This window comes from Neopusillimonas aromaticivorans, from assembly GCF_030344915.1.
GTDB classification, from domain to species: domain Bacteria; phylum Pseudomonadota; class Gammaproteobacteria; order Burkholderiales; family Burkholderiaceae_B; genus Neopusillimonas; species Neopusillimonas aromaticivorans.
The window spans coordinates 2,996,399-3,012,954 of the sequence record NZ_CP128233.1 but is presented as its reverse complement, the minus strand read 5'-3'; the positions used below and the strand labels follow the sequence as shown (position 1 = coordinate 3,012,954).

10 protein-coding genes and 4 pseudogenes are annotated in these 16,556 nt (G+C 60.3%); 5 read left to right on the top strand and 9 right to left on the bottom strand.

Annotated elements, in window-relative coordinates; translation table 11 throughout:
• Positions 1 to 71 precede the first annotated feature (71 nt).
• Positions 72 to 2,506, bottom strand: a pseudogene (locus N7E01_RS16685) (DNA internalization-related competence protein ComEC/Rec2).
• Between the two features lie 276 nt (positions 2,507 to 2,782).
• On the opposite strand from N7E01_RS16685, the pseudogene N7E01_RS16680 reads away from it, so the two are divergent.
• A pseudogene (locus N7E01_RS16680) lies at positions 2,783 to 4,029 on the top strand (flavin-dependent oxidoreductase).
• On the opposite strand, the pseudogene N7E01_RS16675 reads toward N7E01_RS16680, so the two are convergent.
• From N7E01_RS16675 to N7E01_RS16665, 3 genes and pseudogenes are all read right to left on the bottom strand, one after another.
• Positions 3,981 to 4,822, bottom strand: a pseudogene (locus tag N7E01_RS16675) (TatD family hydrolase). The pseudogenes N7E01_RS16680 and N7E01_RS16675 overlap by 49 nt on opposite strands.
• Before the next feature lie 123 nt (positions 4,823 to 4,945).
• Positions 4,946 to 5,662, bottom strand: a complete 717-nt coding sequence (locus N7E01_RS16670) for an ABC transporter ATP-binding protein (protein WP_289173685.1) — start codon at positions 5,660 to 5,662, stop codon at positions 4,946 to 4,948.
• Positions 5,655 to 6,929 carry a lipoprotein-releasing ABC transporter permease subunit gene (locus N7E01_RS16665; RefSeq protein WP_289173684.1) on the bottom strand — a complete coding sequence of 425 codons (1,275 nt, stop codon included), beginning with the start codon at positions 6,927 to 6,929 and terminating at the stop codon, positions 5,655 to 5,657. The genes N7E01_RS16670 and N7E01_RS16665 overlap by 8 nt, the downstream gene beginning before the upstream one ends.
• Positions 6,930 to 7,870: 941 nt before the next feature.
• Here N7E01_RS16665 and recJ point away from each other — a divergent pair.
• The 4 genes and pseudogenes from recJ (at position 7,871) to lon (ending at position 12,686) form a co-directional block, all read left to right on the top strand.
• A pseudogene (recJ, locus tag N7E01_RS16660) lies at positions 7,871 to 9,580 on the top strand (single-stranded-DNA-specific exonuclease RecJ).
• A 149-nt stretch (positions 9,581 to 9,729) separates the two neighbouring features.
• Positions 9,730 to 9,939 carry a hypothetical protein gene (locus N7E01_RS16655; RefSeq protein WP_289173683.1) on the top strand — a complete coding sequence of 70 codons (210 nt, stop codon included), beginning with the start codon at positions 9,730 to 9,732 and terminating at the stop codon, positions 9,937 to 9,939.
• A complete protein-coding gene (locus tag N7E01_RS16650; protein ID WP_350495045.1) occupies positions 9,867 to 10,133 on the top strand; it encodes an Hsp20/alpha crystallin family protein in 267 nt (88 codons plus the stop codon). Before N7E01_RS16655 ends, N7E01_RS16650 begins: the two co-directional genes overlap by 73 nt.
• Before the next feature lie 15 nt (positions 10,134 to 10,148).
• Positions 10,149 to 12,686, top strand: a complete 2,538-nt coding sequence (gene lon, locus N7E01_RS16645) for an endopeptidase La (RefSeq protein WP_289173682.1) — start codon at positions 10,149 to 10,151, stop codon at positions 12,684 to 12,686.
• 88 nt (positions 12,687 to 12,774) lie between these two features.
• Here lon and N7E01_RS16640 read toward each other — a convergent pair whose 3' ends face one another.
• The 5 genes from N7E01_RS16640 to N7E01_RS16620 all read right to left on the bottom strand — a co-directional run bounded on the left by N7E01_RS16640 (position 12,775) and on the right by N7E01_RS16620 (position 16,501).
• Positions 12,775 to 13,725 carry a 3-hydroxyacyl-CoA dehydrogenase NAD-binding domain-containing protein gene (locus N7E01_RS16640; protein WP_289173681.1) on the bottom strand — a complete coding sequence of 317 codons (951 nt, stop codon included), beginning with the start codon at positions 13,723 to 13,725 and terminating at the stop codon, positions 12,775 to 12,777.
• On the bottom strand, positions 13,722 to 14,642 hold the full coding sequence (locus N7E01_RS16635; RefSeq protein WP_289173680.1) for a helix-turn-helix transcriptional regulator: 921 nt from the start codon (positions 14,640 to 14,642) through the stop codon (positions 13,722 to 13,724). The genes N7E01_RS16640 and N7E01_RS16635 overlap by 4 nt, the downstream gene beginning before the upstream one ends.
• Positions 14,643 to 14,654: 12 nt before the next feature.
• A complete protein-coding gene (locus N7E01_RS16630; protein ID WP_289173679.1) occupies positions 14,655 to 14,777 on the bottom strand; it encodes a hypothetical protein in 123 nt (40 codons plus the stop codon).
• Positions 14,764 to 15,459 (bottom strand): AMP-binding protein, encoded by a 696-nt coding sequence (locus N7E01_RS16625; RefSeq protein WP_289173678.1) that lies wholly within the window; start codon positions 15,457 to 15,459, stop codon positions 14,764 to 14,766. The genes N7E01_RS16630 and N7E01_RS16625 overlap by 14 nt, the downstream gene beginning before the upstream one ends.
• Positions 15,460 to 15,565: 106 nt before the next feature.
• The gene (locus tag N7E01_RS16620) at positions 15,566 to 16,501 is read right to left on the bottom strand and encodes an AMP-binding protein (RefSeq protein WP_289173677.1); all 936 of its coding nucleotides are present in this window, start codon (positions 16,499 to 16,501) and stop codon (positions 15,566 to 15,568) included.
• Positions 16,502 to 16,556 lie beyond the last annotated feature (55 nt).

The following is a 16,556-nucleotide window of genomic DNA, read 5'->3' as shown; positions in this document are numbered from 1 at the left end:
CGCGCATATCTGCCGATAGCCTTTACGCCCTTATGCCGCTTCAATCACGTTATTGCGACATCAACGCCCTGTCACTTCTGACGTACCCAGGGCACAACGCCGGCATTGCCTCCCGAGTCCTGGCGCTGCCAGTAGCGCGGACGCGTCTGCCGTTCAGCCTGAACCTGCAGGCCATCGGGCATGGACGCCAGCGTCACTGCGCCATGCCAGTCGGTACGCCAGAATTGCGCCCCATGGTCTTGCCAGCGCTGCTGCACGGCCGGGGCCGGATGCCCGTAGCGGTTCAACCAGCCATTCTGTGAAATCACGTGCGCGGGCCGGGTTGCGTCGGAAAACACCGCAGATGACGAAAAGCGCGAACCGTGATGCGGCGCGACGACGACATCGACCGCTCCCAGGCCACGGCGAACCAATTGACGCTCTTCAGCAACTCCGATATCACCGGTCAACAACATACTGTGATGTTCGCCTGATACCCTTAGCACACACGCCTCTTTGTTGCGTTGTCTGGACGACAGTTTGGGGGTAACACTGCCCGGCAGCACGCCGGCAACAGGCACAGGCCACAAGAACTCGAAACTCACCCCGTCTACCGCCCAATGAGCGCCATAAAAACACGATGTGCGTGCCAATGGCAGCTGCAGTGGCTCATCATCATTCAACAGGCGGCGAGATTTGGAAATATGTGCTTCAAGATCGAAGGACGCATACGACTGTCCCACCGGCAAGGCCTTCAACACCGACGATAGACCGCCTGCATGATCCATGTCGGCATGCGACAGCACCAGCACGTCGATTTTGCGCAAACCCATAGACCGCAAGTACGGCACCACGGTCCGCGTACCCTCGTCGGAGTCTGGCCCGTGACGCACACCCGTATCAAACACAAGCACACGGCTGGCGGTCTGCACAACCAGGGCGCTGCCCTGCCCGACATCGAGCGCCGTCAATGTCCACTGCCCGTGACCCGGCCGTGGCGGTGTCCATGCCAAAGCCGGCACCATGAACAGCCAGCCAAGACCCCGCAAGGGCAAGCCATAGGGGCCAATGGCAAGCAGCAACCCGAAAATCGCCCACACGGTCAGACCCAACGGCGCTGCGGCCACCGTAAAGCTGGACCAGGGCCACTGCGCCAGCCACACGGTGGGTACCATAATCAGGTCCATCGCCCCATGGCCGACCCAGGCCAGCAGCGCGGCCAGCCAACCCAACCCCGGTACCACCGCAGCCGCCGCGCACAGCAGCGATAGCGGCGTAACGATCAAACTAATGACCGGAATCGCATAGGCATTCACCAGCGGGGACACCACCGAGACATCATTGAAAATCAAGGCCAGCAAGGGCATCAGTCCCGCCGTAATCGCCAGTTGCATCCATACCGCTACCCAAATTGCCCGCATAACCGTCACGCGACGGCCTGGCTGCTCGCCGGAAACCCGCTGGCCCCACCACCGCGCACTGGCCATCAAAATGTAAACCGCGCCAAATGACAGCCAAAAACCACTGGCAAACAGCGCCCACGGATCAAGCACCACCACAATGACCGCAACCGCGGCCAGCAACCTCGACAGCGACAGAGGCAGGCGCAAGATTTGGGCAACGGCGACAACCGCGAGCATTAAAAAGTTCGGCGAGCCGGTACGCCCCAACCTGCCAGCAGGCAGTACAGCCAGGCCACCAGCAGGGCCGCAAGCGCTGCAGCAACCTGTGCCGGCACCTGCTCTGCCACGGCACGGCCCCGCAAGCGCAGCCGGCGCCACAGGGCCAGCATGGCCAACCCGCCGGCGGCGGCAATCATCGTGATGTGACTTCCGCTGATAGAGACCAGGTGGGTCAAGCCTGCCCTGTTGAACACCAGCCAGTCTTGCGGGCCCACACTGGCCTGGTCTCCAATGGTCAGGGCCAGCAACACCGCCCCGTAACGTTTCCCTTCCAGGTAAGGCTGCATCGCCTCGCGAACGTAATGGCGCGCACGCTGTGCCGAGCCCGACACCCCCACCCAGCCGTCATCGCGCACAAGCTGCGGCGAACCGCGCACGGAACCCTTGGCGCGTACGCCCTGCGCAAAGACATAGGCCTCATAGTCAAATGCCGACGGGTTTCTGGCCCCTGACGGCGTGCGCAGGGTCAACGCCATTTGCCACACCTGCCCAGGCACCAGTTCAGGAAATTCGGCCGGCGTTGCATCACGCCGCCCATAGACGCCGGCATACCCCGGCGCATTCCAGCTGACCATAATCTGCGACGGTACCCCCTGCGGTCGTGATGACAGCACCTCGGCCTCGAACTGACGGCTGTCCGGACTCTGGCGCGGCAAACCGGCAATGCGCAAAACCACACGCGATACCTTGTCTTCGTTATCGGGAGCCAGATGATCCGCCAGGCGCGACTCCACGCGCCATACCGTAAGGGCAAACATCACAAAGGCCGCCCAGGCCGCATAGCGCACACCATTGGCCCAAGCCGGCAGCACCCGCCCCGCCACCAGCAAGGCCACCAGCGTCATACCCAGCGCACCTGTCGACGGCATGACCGGCAGCAGGTGCACTGACCCTGCTGCGCATAACATCGCCACTGCACACCCTCGTCCCGTCACCTGTCACCCTGAAATTGCTCATGGTAGAGCCCGGAGTACTTCTAATAACGGACTAACTGGACAACAAAGGCCACCGCAATACTACGTGCACGCCCCAAGGACACCGGTCAATCATGAATCAAGCTACCTGACATTGAACAACGCTGTTTTTGCTATGATCTGCCGGTTATCAACGGAGACTAAAAAGTGAACGTCATCATCACAGGCGCAGGTATCGGCGGGTTGTCACTGGCACTGATGCTGCATGCGCGCGGTATTGAATGCGATATTTATGAAAGCGCACCCGAATTGAAACCGCTGGGCGTTGGCATCAACCTGCTACCGCATGCGGCCAATGAAATGGACCAGATCGGCATGCTGGATACTCTGGCAAAGAATGCCGTGTCAACATCGGCGCTGCACTACTACAACTGCCATGGGCAGAACATCTGGCAAGAGCCACGAGGCCTGGATGCCGGCTATCCGGTGCCGCAGTTGTCAATCCATCGCGGCAAGCTGCAGATGCTGCTCGCCGAAGCGGTCATTCAACGCTTGGGTGCCCATCGAATGCACACCGGCATGACACTCAAATCCGTAGACCAGGACGCTGACGGAGTTACGGCGCAATTCGTTCGACCTGACGGCACCCTGCACAGTGCCCGCGCCAATGTGCTGATCGGCGCTGACGGCATTCACTCAGCCGTTCGTCGCCAGTTCTACCCGGCCAATGACGGTTTTCAGTTTTCCGGCCGCATTCTATGGCGTGCCGTGACCTACACCCAACCCTTCCTGGATGGTCGGACCATGTTCATGGCAGGCCATCCCGATGTGAAGTTTGTAGCCTACCCGATTCTGGACGACAACACGCCCGAGGGCCTGACGGCCATCAACTGGATTGCCGAACTGACGGTACCCGACTACAACCTGGGCAACACCGACTGGAACCGGCGCGTCGACAAAAGCGTGTTTGAAGGGCCATTCCAGTCCTGGAAATGGGACTGGATCGATATCCCCGCCCTCATCAACGGCGCCGAGGCGATTTTTGAATTCCCGCTGGTCGACAAGAACCCCTGCCACGCTGGTCATTCCAGAATACGACCTTAATGGGCGATGCGGCCCACCCGCTGTACCCGATCGGTTCCAACGGGTCAGCCCAGGCCATTCTTGACGCTCGCTGCCTGGCAGACCACCTGCAAAAAACCGTGCAAGGCAAACATCGTTCAATCGCTGCCGCCCTGAAAGAGTACGAAGCCGACCGCATCCCGCCCACCACCGGGATCATCTTGCGCAACCGTCTGAATGGCCCGGAACAGGTCATGCAAATGGCCCACGAGCGTGCCCCCGAAGGCTTCAATCATATTCATGATGTCGTGTCGGCTGAAGAGTTGGAAGAAGTATCGACACGCTACAAGCGTATTGCAGGTTTTGACCCCAAGGCCCTGAAGCGGGCGTAAGGCAAGCTCGGCGGGCCTGCTTCCTGCGGCAAGTCAAACGCCCTGGGCCAATAGCCCCCCAGGCGCGGCAACACCCGGCATGCCGTTTGGGCTGTTTGCTCAATGACCTGACCCAGCGGCAACTGGCGTAATTGGGCCAATGTGTTTGCAATACCCGCCACTTCGGCGGGTTCATTGCGAGCCGCCAGGCCACCCGGCTGTCCAAGCCATGCCGGTGCAATATCGGGCGCATCGGTTTCAAGCACCAACGCATCCAGCGATAACTGCGTCGCCAGACGTCGAATCTGCAAGGCGCGAGAAAACGTCATGGCGCCCCCATACCCAGTGCAAACCCCTGATCAATGAACTGCTGCGCCTGCTGGAAGCTGCCATTGAAGGCATGGGCAATGCCACCGACACGACGCCGCCGGCGCAGTGCGCGCAGCAGTTGGTCCTGGGAGCGGCGCACATGCAGCAACACCGGCAAGCCATATTTCAGGGCAAGATCCAGCTGGGCCTCGTAAAACCACTGCTGACGCGCCTGCATGACCGGTTCGCACAACGCGGGAATGAAAAAATCAAGCCCGATCTCGCCAACGGCGACCAGCCGTGGGTCATCACAGCAACGAGCCAGCCAGTGCTCAAGCACTTCAAGATCAGCGTCAGCGGCCTGCGGCACATACATCGGGTGAATGCCCAGCGCATAGGCCCCGAGGGGCAGACGATGTGCCAGGGTCTGCACCGCCTGGAAATTGGCCACCTCGACGGCAGGAATGACGATGACGCCCACCCCCGCCTGATGCGCACGCGCCATGACCGTCTCGCGATCGGTATCAAACTCAGGTGCGTCCAGATGACAATGGGTATCAATCAGCATTGCCGGACCTCCACTGTGTGGCACACATGAACCTGAACCCACGCCCGTCCTGAGACCGTCTCAATGCGTCGCAAGATACTGTGCTGCATCCACCAGCACGCCCTCATCCATATACAGCTGACTATGTGCCAACGCTGCCAGCGCCGGATCGTGGGTCACGATGGCAAACGCCATGCCGGTTTCGCGGTTAACCCTGACCAGCAAGTCAAACATGGCACGGGCGGTATGACGGTCAAGGTTACCGGTGGGCTCGTCGGCCAGCACACACGCCGGGCGCGTGACCAGGGCTCGCGCCAAGGCCACACGCTGACGTTCACCGCCCGAAAGCTGCCCTGGGAAGTGATGAACCCGATGTGCCAACCCGACCTGTTCCAGCACCTGCAGGGCCTGTTCGCGGGCGGGCGGACGCTTTTCACCCCGTATGATCAGGGGCATGGCCACGTTATCCAGCGCAGAGAACTCAGGCAGCAAGTGGTGAAACTGGTACACAAACCCCAGACTGCGGTTGCGCAAGCCACTGCGACGCGCCTCGGATAGCCCTGACGCGGGTTCGTTATTGATACGAACCTCGCCGGATGTCGGCTGGTCCAGCAGACCCAGGGCGTGCAGCAGGGTACTTTTGCCCGAACCCGAGGCGCCGACAATCGCCACCATTTCACCCGGAGCGACATGCAAGCTGACGTCACGCAGCACCTCGATGCGGCTGCCGCCTTCTTCATAGACCTTGGTCAGGTGCTCGGCGTCGAGCACGTTGTGCGTAGGCGTTGTTTTAGTCATGGCGCAGTACCTGGGCAGGTTGAAGCCGGGATGCCCTCCAGCTGGGATACAACGTGGCCAGCAAGGACATCACCAGCGATGTCACACCAATCACCACCATGTCAGACACCTGGGGACTGGAGGGCAACTCGCTGATAAAGTAAATTTGTTGTGGCAGGAACTCGATGCCCATCAGATTTTCAATAAACGGGACAATGACATCAATGTTGTAGGCCACCAGCGCTCCCAGCAACACCCCCGCCGCTGTACCCACCACACCGATCAGCGCCCCCTGAATCAGGAAAATACCGGCGATATCGCCGGGCGTTGCCCCCAAGGTACGCAAAATGGCGATATCCGACTGCTTGTCTTTGACGGCCATAACCAGCGACGACAGCAGGTTGAACGCCGCCACCGCAACAATCAGGGCCAGAATCAGGAACATCATGCGTTTTTCGGTTTGCACGGCGGCAAACCAGGTACGGTTGTTTTGCGTCCAGTCGCTGGCGCGCACATACGACGGCAAGGCCAGCATCAGTTCGCGGGCCACCAGCGGAGCCTGCTGCATGTCGGTGATACGCAAACGCACGCCGCTGATACCCGAATCGCGAAACACCCGGGCCGCATCCTCGACATGAATGAACGCCAGGGCCATGTCATACTCGTAATACCCCGACGAATAGATGCCGCCCACCGTGAACTGGCGCATGCGCGGTGTGAACCCGGCCGGTGAAATGGCCCCCTGCGGGGCCAGCACCATCACGGTGTCCCCCACCCCGACACCGAGCGCGCGAGCCAGCTGGTTACCCAGCACAATATTGAAACTGCCCCCTTCCAGAGCATCCAGCGACCCGGCAACCATCTGGTCACGCAAGTCAGACACGGCCGATTCGGTGGCCGGATCAACCCCTCTGATCTGCGCGCCGTTCAACGACTCGGCTCGCGCCACCATCGCCTGCGCCGACACAAACGGCGCCTTCCCCACAATCGACGGACTGGCCTCGGCCGCCTGATCGGCAATCGATTTCCATTGCTCGAGCACTTGCATCGGCGAAGCCGAAGGCACGAACAATTCAATGTGCGGCAAGACCGATAACATGCGGTCACGCACTTGCGTCTGGAAGCCGTTCATAACGGACAGCACAATAATCAGTGCGGCCACACCCAACGCAATACCGGCCATGGAACTGGCCGCAATAAATGACACAAAGCGGTCTCGCTTGCGCGCCCGCCCACGCACGCGCGCCAAACCCGCGTAACGGCGACCTATCCAGAATACATACGACATCGTTGAACTCACCACATTGTCAATAACACTACAATAACGCCATGCAGATCGTCATCCCTGGCGCCCTGCCCGATACGGGCACGGCGCGCGAGCTAATTCCCTACCTTGAAAAAACCGCACCGGCCTTGCTGAAGCGGTTCGAACGCAGCCACGCCCAGCACCGCCAGATCAACCTGCTGGAAACAGCATGCACCTGTCTGGAGTTCTGGCAGCTTGAGCAGCACGGATTTAAACCCACGGGTTCGCAAACTATGTCATCCGGTCTGGGGCCACTCTGGCACCCCGCTGCGCCGCCCGACCAGGCCATCTGGCTGGCCGAACTGGTTCATGTATCACCGTCACGCGATGGTGCCGGCCTGTTGACTGCCCAGCAGCTTCAAATAACGCCAGCGCAGAGTTTAGCCTTATTCGATGCGGCCAAACCGCTGTTTGATGCGCCCGGCACAGAACTGATGGCCACCGGCACAGACCGCTGGCAGATCCGACTACCCGAAGCGATGGTACCGGCCAGTGCCAGCCCGGCTCTGGTCAGCGCCACCCGGGTCAACGACTGGTGGCCACAAGACCCGTCCACACGCCCCCTGCGTCGCCTGATCAACGAGCTGCAAATGACCTGGCACGAACACCCGGTCAACCAGGACCGGCAGGCCCAAGGGCTGGCACCGGTCAACAGCCTGTGGGTTTTCGGCGGAGCGCAGCGCAGCCAGATTGTTCCCTCCGCTGTCGGCCATGAGCTCTGGAGCGATCTTCAGACTCCCTTCAACGCCAGCGACTGGTCCGCCTGGTTACAGGCACTTGCCCAAATCGATGAAAAAATTGCCCGTCTAAGCCCGATCAGTCCTGTAATCCTGCTGGGCGAAGACCGTATCGTCACGCTCACCCCCCGGCCTGGGCTCGCGCCTGGCCCTGTACTTTTCAAAACGCACGCACTGGAGACACTGGTGGTCACCCCGAAACTCGTAACCCGCTCGTCCAACCCTCCAGCCACCGAAGCACTGGTTGCTGCCGGGGTTCACCCCTGCTGGCCAGGCTTTGGGCCGCACGCGGGGTACAGGGTCTCAACGACATCGGCCAGCAGTGGGCCCACCTGATCCCGCCGCAAAACCTGACCCACGTCGATGAAGCGGCGAACTGGCTGGCCGACGCCATTGCTGCGGGCCAGAAAATGCTGGTCGTGGCCGACTACGATTGCGATGGTGCCACCGCCTGCGCCGTCGCAGTCCGGGCACTGCGCAGTATGGGTGCCCATGTCGATTACCTGGTACCGAACCGTTTCGAAACCGGTTACGGTCTGTCGCCCGAGGTTGTTGCCCTGGCCACCCGCCACCGCAACGGCAAACCCGACCTGCTGATCACCGTCGACAATGGCATTGCCAGCGTTGACGGGGTTGAAGCCGCCTTGGCAGAAGGCATCGAGGTTCTGGTGACCGACCATCACCTGCCCGGTGATGTCCTGCCCCGTGCGCGCGCCATCGTGAATCCCAACCAACCCGGTTGCGGTTTTCCCTCCAAGAACCTGGCCGGGGTCGGTGTAATTTTTATCTTATGCTCGCGCTACGGGCCGTCCTGCGCCAGCGCGGCGTGTATCCGGCAAACGGCGGCCCGCGACTGGACAATCTGGCCGACCTGGTGGCGTTGGGCACGGTCGCCGACGTCGTCAAACTCGACGGCAATAACCGCCTGCTGGTCACCCAGGGGCTGCAGAAAATGCGCAAGGGTGCCTTGCATGCCGGTTTGCGTGCGCTGTTTGCCGTGGCCGGCCGTAACCCGGCCCAGGCCAACGCCTTTGACCTGGGCTTTGCCATCGGCCCGCGCATCAATGCAGCCGGCCGTCTGGCCGACATGAGCCTGGGTATTGAATGCCTGATCACCGACGATGAAAACCACGCCTTGCAACTGGCGCGGGAACTGGATCACATCAATCAGCAGCGCCGTGGCATCGAATCCACCATGCAGGATCAGGCCCTGGCCAGTCTGGAAGGTATCGAGGCCGCTGACCGGGCCAGCGTCTGCGTGTATCACCCCGACTGGCATCAAGGCGTGGTCGGTCTGGTCGCCTCGCGCCTGAAAGAAGCCTGGTGGCGGCCCACCCGGCCTTCGCCCGCTCGGGCGACGACGAACTGCGAGGTTCAGGGCGCTCAATCCCTGACGTGCACCTGCGCGACGTACTGGACCTGGTCTCGAAGCGACTGCCCGGTGCCATCCTCAAATTTGGCGGGCATGCCATGGCCGCGGGCCTGACGTTGCGGGAATCTGCCTACGAGCACTTTCAGACAGCCTTCGACGAGGCCGTCAAAACACTGACCGGCAAGTCTCATTTTGAGCCTGTCATTGAGACCGACGGGTCACTGGAATCTGGCTACGCCAATGCCGAGGTGGCCGGCCTGTTGCTGCAACAGGTTTGGGGTGCCGGTTTTCCAGCCCCGGTGTTTCGCGACACGTTCCGGGTTGCCCACCAACGCCTGCTTAAAGACAAACACCTCAAACTGAGTCTTGAACGTGGCCATCAGCGTTTTGATGCCATCTGGTTCAACCATCCGCAAACGCTGCCGGAAACCATTGATGCCGCCTACCGGCTTGACCAGAATGTCTGGAACGGCATGATCAGTGCACAGCTTATTATTGAATACGCAGGGCCTGCCGAATGCTAACGATACGCCCTCATACCACGCCGGCACCGGGGCAGAGGCATTAACGACTGGCTTGACAACACCCCTCCCCCGCCATTCAGTGCATTGCACACTGAGAACAAAGCGCCTATATTTTTGGTTCGTTCGCTGACTTTGCCAAAGGGGGCATCATGGCGCACCGAAAAACCGTCAACACCATGTGGCTGGATGCCGTCAACCTGCTTGAACGTGCCGACCAGATGCATCGGCAGTTCTTCAGCCTGGCCAGCAACGGGCAATCCGGCCCCACCGGGAGCCCCCAACCGACATCTTCGAAACACACGACAGCCTGTCTGTACAGGTCGCCCTGCCCGGCATCAGCCCCGAAAACCTGCAGGTGACCATCAACGACGATGTCCTGCACGTCGAAGCAAACCGCCCCATGCCCGGGCCGCGCGGTGCCCACCTCAAGCGACTCGAGATTCCGTACGGCCGATTCCAGCGTGCCATCCGCCTGCCTTCCGGCCACTATCAGATACAAGACTCGTCGCTCAGCCAGGGCTGCCTGACGCTGATCCTGAAAAAACTGCGCTGAACCCGGGAGGCCACGATGTCCCAACCTGTTTCGAAGGCCGGCAGCATCACCGGCAACGCCCCGCTCCACGACAGCACCGCCAACGGTAATCCGGCAAACACTGAAACCAGTGCCCCGGGCACTGCTGAACCTGGCATCAGCAACGTCGTGTCCATCAACCCTGACACCGAGCTGCACTTGCCCGAAGACAGCCTGATCCTGATCCCGGTTCGCAACTTTGTGCTGTTCCCGCAACTGGTTGTACCCATCAGCATCGGCAGGGAACGTTCAATCGCGGCGGCACAGGCCGCCGCGCGCAGCAAACGCCCCATCGGCATCGTGCTTCAAAAAGATAACGACATCGATGACCCGGGCCTGAATGATCTGCACCCGGTGGGTACCAGTGCCAGCATCTTGCGCTATGTCACCATGCCCGACGACAGTCACCATATTATTTGTCAGGGTGAATCGCGTTTCAGCATCGTCAGTGCCATTGAAGGCTACCCGTTTCTGGTAGCCCGCATACAACGTCACGAACCCGCCCATAGCGAAGGGCCTGAAATCGATGCCCGCATGCTGCAACTCAAAGAGCTCGCGGCCGCCGTCATCGCCATGCTGCCCGACGCCCCCTCGGCATTGCACGACATTACCCGCAGCATGGATTCACCGGCCATGCTGGCCGACTTCATCGCGGGCATGATCGACATCAAGCCCGACGACAAGCAGGACATCCTGGCCACCTTCGATCTTAAAGAGCGGCTGGACAAGGTATTGACGCATCTGGGCCGTATGGAGCAGGTGTTGCGCATCCGGCACGATATTGCCGAAGAAACCCGTGAGCGCGTCGATGATCGCCAACGCGAATACCTGCTTCGCGAGCAACTGAAAACCATCCAGGAACAGTTGGGCGAAGACGATGAGCAAAGTGCCGACATCACCGAACTGCGGCAAAAAATAGATGAGGCCAACCTGCCTGAAGCCGCCAACACTGCGGCGCGCAAAGCCCTTTCCCGGCTTGAGCAAATGCACGAAGCGGCCGCCGAATACAGTATGCAGCGCACCTGGCTGGAATGGCTGATCGAACTGCCCTGGAACCTGGAACCTGAACCTCCCATCGATATCGCCCATGCCCGCAGTGTTCTGGATAACGATCACTATGGCCTGGAAAAAATCAAGAAACGAATTCTCGAATACCTGGCGGTGCGCAAGCTCAACCCCGAAGGGCGCAGCCCGATTCTATGCTTCACCGGGCCGCCCGGTGTCGGCAAAACGTCATTGGGTCAAAGCATTGCCCGCGCCACCGGGCGCAAGTTCGCCCGACTGGGCCTGGGCGGCGTTCACGACGAAGCCGAAATCCGCGGGCACCGCCGCACATATATCGGTGCGTTGCCCGGTAACATCATCCAGGCGATTCACAAGGCGGGGGCGCGCAATTGTGTCCTGATGCTCGACGAAATCGACAAACTGGGCGCCAGCGCGCACGGTGACCCGGCGGCGGCGCTGCTTGAAGTGCTCGACCCCGAACAAAATGCCGAATTCCGGGACAACTACCTGGGCATGGCCTTTGACCTGTCAAAGGTGTTGTTCATCACCACCGCCAATATTATCGACGCCATTCCCGGGCCGCTGCGCGACCGCATGGAGGTCATCCCGCTGCAGGGCTACACCCCGGAAGAAAAACACCAGATCGCCCAGCGTTACCTGCTCGACCGCCAGCGTAAACTCAGCGGCCTGAGCGCTGATCAGTGCCAGATAGATGATGACGTGATTGATGCCATCATCCATAACTACACCCGCGAAGCCGGCGTGCGTAATCTTGAACGCGAACTGGGCAATGTTTGCCGGCATGCCGCCATGCAAATTGCCGAAGGCAAGCACACCTCTGTTCACGTCACGGTTGATACCCTGTCCGTCATTCTGGGGCAACCGCGCTACGAAAACGAAACCGCCCTGCGCACCAGTCTGCCTGGCGTCGCCACCGGCCTGGCCTGGACACCGGTAGGCGGCGACATTTTATTTATTGAAGCCAGCCGTACGCCAGGCAGCGGGCGCCTGATCCTGACCGGCCAGCTGGGCGATGTCATGAAAGAAAGCGCCCAGGCCGCACTGACACTGCTCAAGGCCCGCTTTGATGCCTTCGGGCTGCCGCAAGATTATTTCGAAAAACACGATATTCACGTGCACGTGCCTGCCGGGGCCATCCCAAAAGACGGGCCCAGCGCGGGGGTGGCCATGTTCATTGCCCTGGCGTCGCTGATCAGCAACCGTCCGGTACGTCACGATGTGGCCATGACCGGGGAAATCAGCTTGCGTGGCCTGGTGCTGCCGGTCGGGGGTATCAAGGAAAAACTGCTGGCCGCACTTCAGGCTGGCATCACCACCGTCATGCTACCGGCACGCAACCAGAACGATCTGGAGGATCTGCCTGCCCAGGCGCGCGAGTCACTGAACATTGTCGCGCTTGAAACGGTTGACCAGGCGATGGTCAGTGCCCTTGAGGTGCTGGCCCCCGAAACGAACGACACCGAAGACCCGGCACACCCCAAAGGAATATGGCGCTGGTCACCGCCGTAGCACCACAGCACTACTCCAGCGGCGCGTTATGGCAGCTCGCGCTCAAGCGCGCCTATCGTTGCCGCGTCACCCTTAAGGCCTTAAGGCCTTAAGGCAACTGGCCGCTGTCCGTCTTGGCGGCCAGCAAATCCACCAGCAAGCGATCACGCTCGGGTACAAATGCCGCTTCACTGTGCCCCTGCAGCATCTCACGCACCCCTTGCGATACCTTTTTCTTCAATTCCGGCGTCATCGACGGGTCACCCAGGTCGTGCCACCAGTTTTCAATCGGGCCGCCCAGATGATCAAGCAAATGCTCAATACCCGCTGCACCGCCCGACAGGTGCAAATTCATGAATGGCCCCAGCAAGGCCCAGCGCAAGCCCGGCCCGTGGGCAATTGCCGCATCGATATCAGCCACGCTGGCAACACCCTGATCCACCAGATTGAACGCTTCACGCCATAATGCAGCCTGCAAACGATTGGCAATATGGCCTTTCACCTCTTTGCGCGGATGGATCGGCCGTTTGCCGATATCGGCATAAAACCGCATGGTGCGTTCGACCACCTCGGGCGAGGTCTGTTCGCCCCCAATCACCTCAACCAGCGGGATCAGGTGCGGCGGGTTGAACGGGTGGCCCAGTACCACGCGCTCGGGAAAACGACACTCGCTCTGGATGCGGCTCATGAGCAAGCCGGACGAGCTGGACGCCAGAATCACATCGGCCGGCAAGGCCTGGTCCATCCGGCAAAACAAATCAATTTTCAGGGACTCTTTCTCGGGGCCGTTCTCCTGAACGAAATCCACCCCTTCCAGGGCCTGTTCAAGATCACTGAAAAAAGCGATACGCGTTTTATCGGCCCCCGCAGCCAGACCGATTTTTTCCAGGCTGGGCCACAGTGAATCAATGGCCTGCATCAAACGGGCCTGCGCATCAGGGCCGGGGTCAGTGGCACGCACAGACAAGCCCTGCGCCAGGAAATAGGCAGCCCAACTGGCACCGATAACTCCGGTACCGACCACGGCCACCGTCTTGATGTCACGCGAAGAAACACTCATGAAAAAACCCCTTTTTCGGTTGAACACACCTGCGGCTGAACCAGCTGCAGCGCTCTGTTGCGCACCGCAGCACCATCCAGCAGCGTGGTATCGATATCGGCATGCGCCAATGCGTACAAATTACGTCGCGCCGTCAAGGCGCTGACAATGTTGGCCATGGCCTCATCACGCAACTGTGGCGTGGCAATGCGCACATCGTGCTGGGCCATGACACGGCGAAAATGCACATCCGGCGTTGCATGCAGCCAGATAGTGAAAAATGAATGCAGCAAAAGCTCGTACGTGGCGGGCTCAGCCACAATGCCGCCCCCGGTGGCCAGCACCACCCTCGGGTAACGGTCAATAACCTGCTCAAGGCATTGACGCTCAAGACGCCGGTACCCCGCCTGGCCATAAATGGAAAACACTTCATTGATCGACATGCCTGCCGCCTGGATCACTTCTGTATTCAGTTCGACAAACGGCATGTCCAGGGCGGCAGCCAATGCCGGACCCAACGTGGACTTGCCGGCACCGCGCAACCCTGTCAGGGCAATACGCTGAGACGAACCGGCATGGGGCAATGGCGGCTTATGCTCAAGCTGCGATACCAGCCAGCCACGAATACGGCGCAAGCTATCGGACGGCTGTCGCTTGAGCATTTCAACAATCAAGACATAGTCGGGACCAAGGCGCTCGTGATCGGACAACAGCACGTCAATGGATACATTCAACGCCCCGGCCAGACGACCCAGAACCGCAATGGATACATTGCCGTCGCCCCGTTCAACCCGGGACAAATACGGCATGGAAATGCCCGATTCGGTCGCCAGTTGCTTGAGCGTCATGGCCCGAGCGGCACGGGCCGAACGTACCCGCTGCCCCAGGCGGCGTGACAGCCCTGCAGCATCGTCAAGTTGTTCGCGAGTCGCGTTCACCGCTGACCCCGGCTACAGAAGAATCACATCCGGACCTGGCTCGTCGGCGTACAGCGCCTCGACCAGCGCCGCGCGCTGGCGCAACGATGCCGACTGATTGATATACCCCTTGTCGGTGATTTCACCGGCATCCACCGAAGGGGGCAGCCATCAGCAAGGCACGGTCGGCATGGGTGGAACTGCCTTTGCTGGTGGCATGCAGGGCATCCAGCCCCGCCTTGACTCGCTCGCGAACAGCCGGATGAGACAGCACGGTGGAAACATCGGCCTCATCAGCCAGCCCTGCCAGGCGCCGGCAGGCCGGAACATTCGGGAAAATAAGGTAACCGACCGAGTTGCGGCCATGACCCGTTACGACAATATCCTGGGCCACGGGAGCCAAATGCTCAACACCCTTGACACGAACGGTACCCACGCTGACCCAGGTGCCGCTCATCAATTTAAAGTCTTCAGACACCCGGCCATCGAACACCAGACCGGCTTCAGGGCGATCGGGGTCAGCGAACTTGACCGCGTCTCCGATCTTGTAGAACCCTTCTTCGTCGAACGCCTTGGCCGTATCTTCCGGTTGCTCGAAATACCCCGGCGTGACATTCGCGCCCTTGACACGCACCTCGGTCTTGTCGCCATTAGGTACCAGCTTCAGGGTTACGCCGGGTACAGGTACACCAATGACCCCGGAGCGATCGGCCTGGAAGTGGCAATCGGTCGCCAAGGGTGATGTTTCGGTCGACCCCCAGGCAGTCACCAACGGTACAGCGTAGCCAAGCTCCTGGCGAGACAATTCCATCAGGCCGTCCCACAGATGCTGCGGCAACGCTGCCGCCGCATAAAAAATGACCTGTAACTTTGAAAGAAATTACGGCGTAATGCCGCGTCTTCGCGCAACGCCGGTACCAGCATGTCGAACGCCTTGGGCACGTTCAAATACAACGTGGGAGCCACTTCGCGCAGGTTGTTGACCGTGGTGTCGAACAGGCCGGGAACCGGCTTGCCACCATCAAGATAAAACGTGCCGCCATTGCCCAGAATAATGTTGAAATTATGATTGCCCCCAAACGTGTGATTCCAGGGCAGCCAATCAAGCAGCACCGGCGGCTGTTCGGCCAGAAACGGCCAGACCTGTCGCTTGGCCTGAAAACTGGAACACAACATGCGCTGCGGGTTGACCACCCCTTGGGGTAACCCGTCGAACCTGAAGTGAACAGAATTTTTGCAACCGTATCCGGCGTAATCGCGGCGTAAGCTTTATGCACGGCCGCCATGTCCGCCTCGACCAGCATGTCAGAGAAATGCAAGGCCTCGGCGTTGGGCAACTCGTCTTCATCGGCCACCACCAGCTGCGCCCCATGCAACCCGTCAATCGCCCTCAACGCGGCCTTGAAACGCCCGGCCCCACCCACATAAATCACCCCGGGGTTGATACGCTGCACCAGATTTTTAAGCTTGGCGTGGTCTTGGGAAAGCAACGAATACGCCGGAGAAATACCGGAGTACGGGATACCCACGTGCATGGCCGCCAGCATCAGTACGCCATGGTTCACCTGATTGTCAGACAGCACACAGACGGGCTGACCAGGGCGCAACCCCAATTTGAGCAACCAGGACCCGATTCGATGGACCTTGTCCAGCGCTTGCCGGTAAGTCACACCCACCCACAAACCAGCAGGGCTGCGCTCCAGCATGAAAGGGCGATCGGGTGCGTGTTCAGCCCAATACTCAAGATACTCGCCCACACAACGGGCATAGGGCTCGAGCGGAATAGGGTTCTGGACAAGTGTGGCGCCATCGTCACGATGCGTTACCTTTACGGCAGGCGTCGCGAACAGCGCAGCTGCCGGGGGCAGAGGCTGGTTCATTGCTGTCTCCTGAATATTATCTGTACGACGGTCAAGGCCGCCTTTGAGGTGACTA

Bases quoted from the DNA above. Each gene is read 5' to 3' on its own strand.
- N7E01_RS16670 (WP_289173685.1), bottom strand. From the start codon at position 5,662: ATGACTAAAACAACGCCTACGCACAACGTGCTCGACGCCGAGCACCTG.
- N7E01_RS16665 (WP_289173684.1), bottom strand. From the start codon at position 6,929: ATGTCGTATGTATTCTGGATAGGTCGCCGTTACGCGGGTTTGGCGCGC.
- N7E01_RS16655 (WP_289173683.1), top strand. From the start codon at position 9,730: ATGGCGCACCGAAAAACCGTCAACACCATGTGGCTGGATGCCGTCAAC.
- lon (WP_289173682.1), top strand. From the start codon at position 10,149: ATGTCCCAACCTGTTTCGAAGGCCGGCAGCATCACCGGCAACGCCCCG.
- N7E01_RS16640 (WP_289173681.1), bottom strand. From the start codon at position 13,725: ATGAGTGTTTCTTCGCGTGACATCAAGACGGTGGCCGTGGTCGGTACC.
- N7E01_RS16620 (WP_289173677.1), bottom strand. From the start codon at position 16,501: ATGAACCAGCCTCTGCCCCCGGCAGCTGCGCTGTTCGCGACGCCTGCC.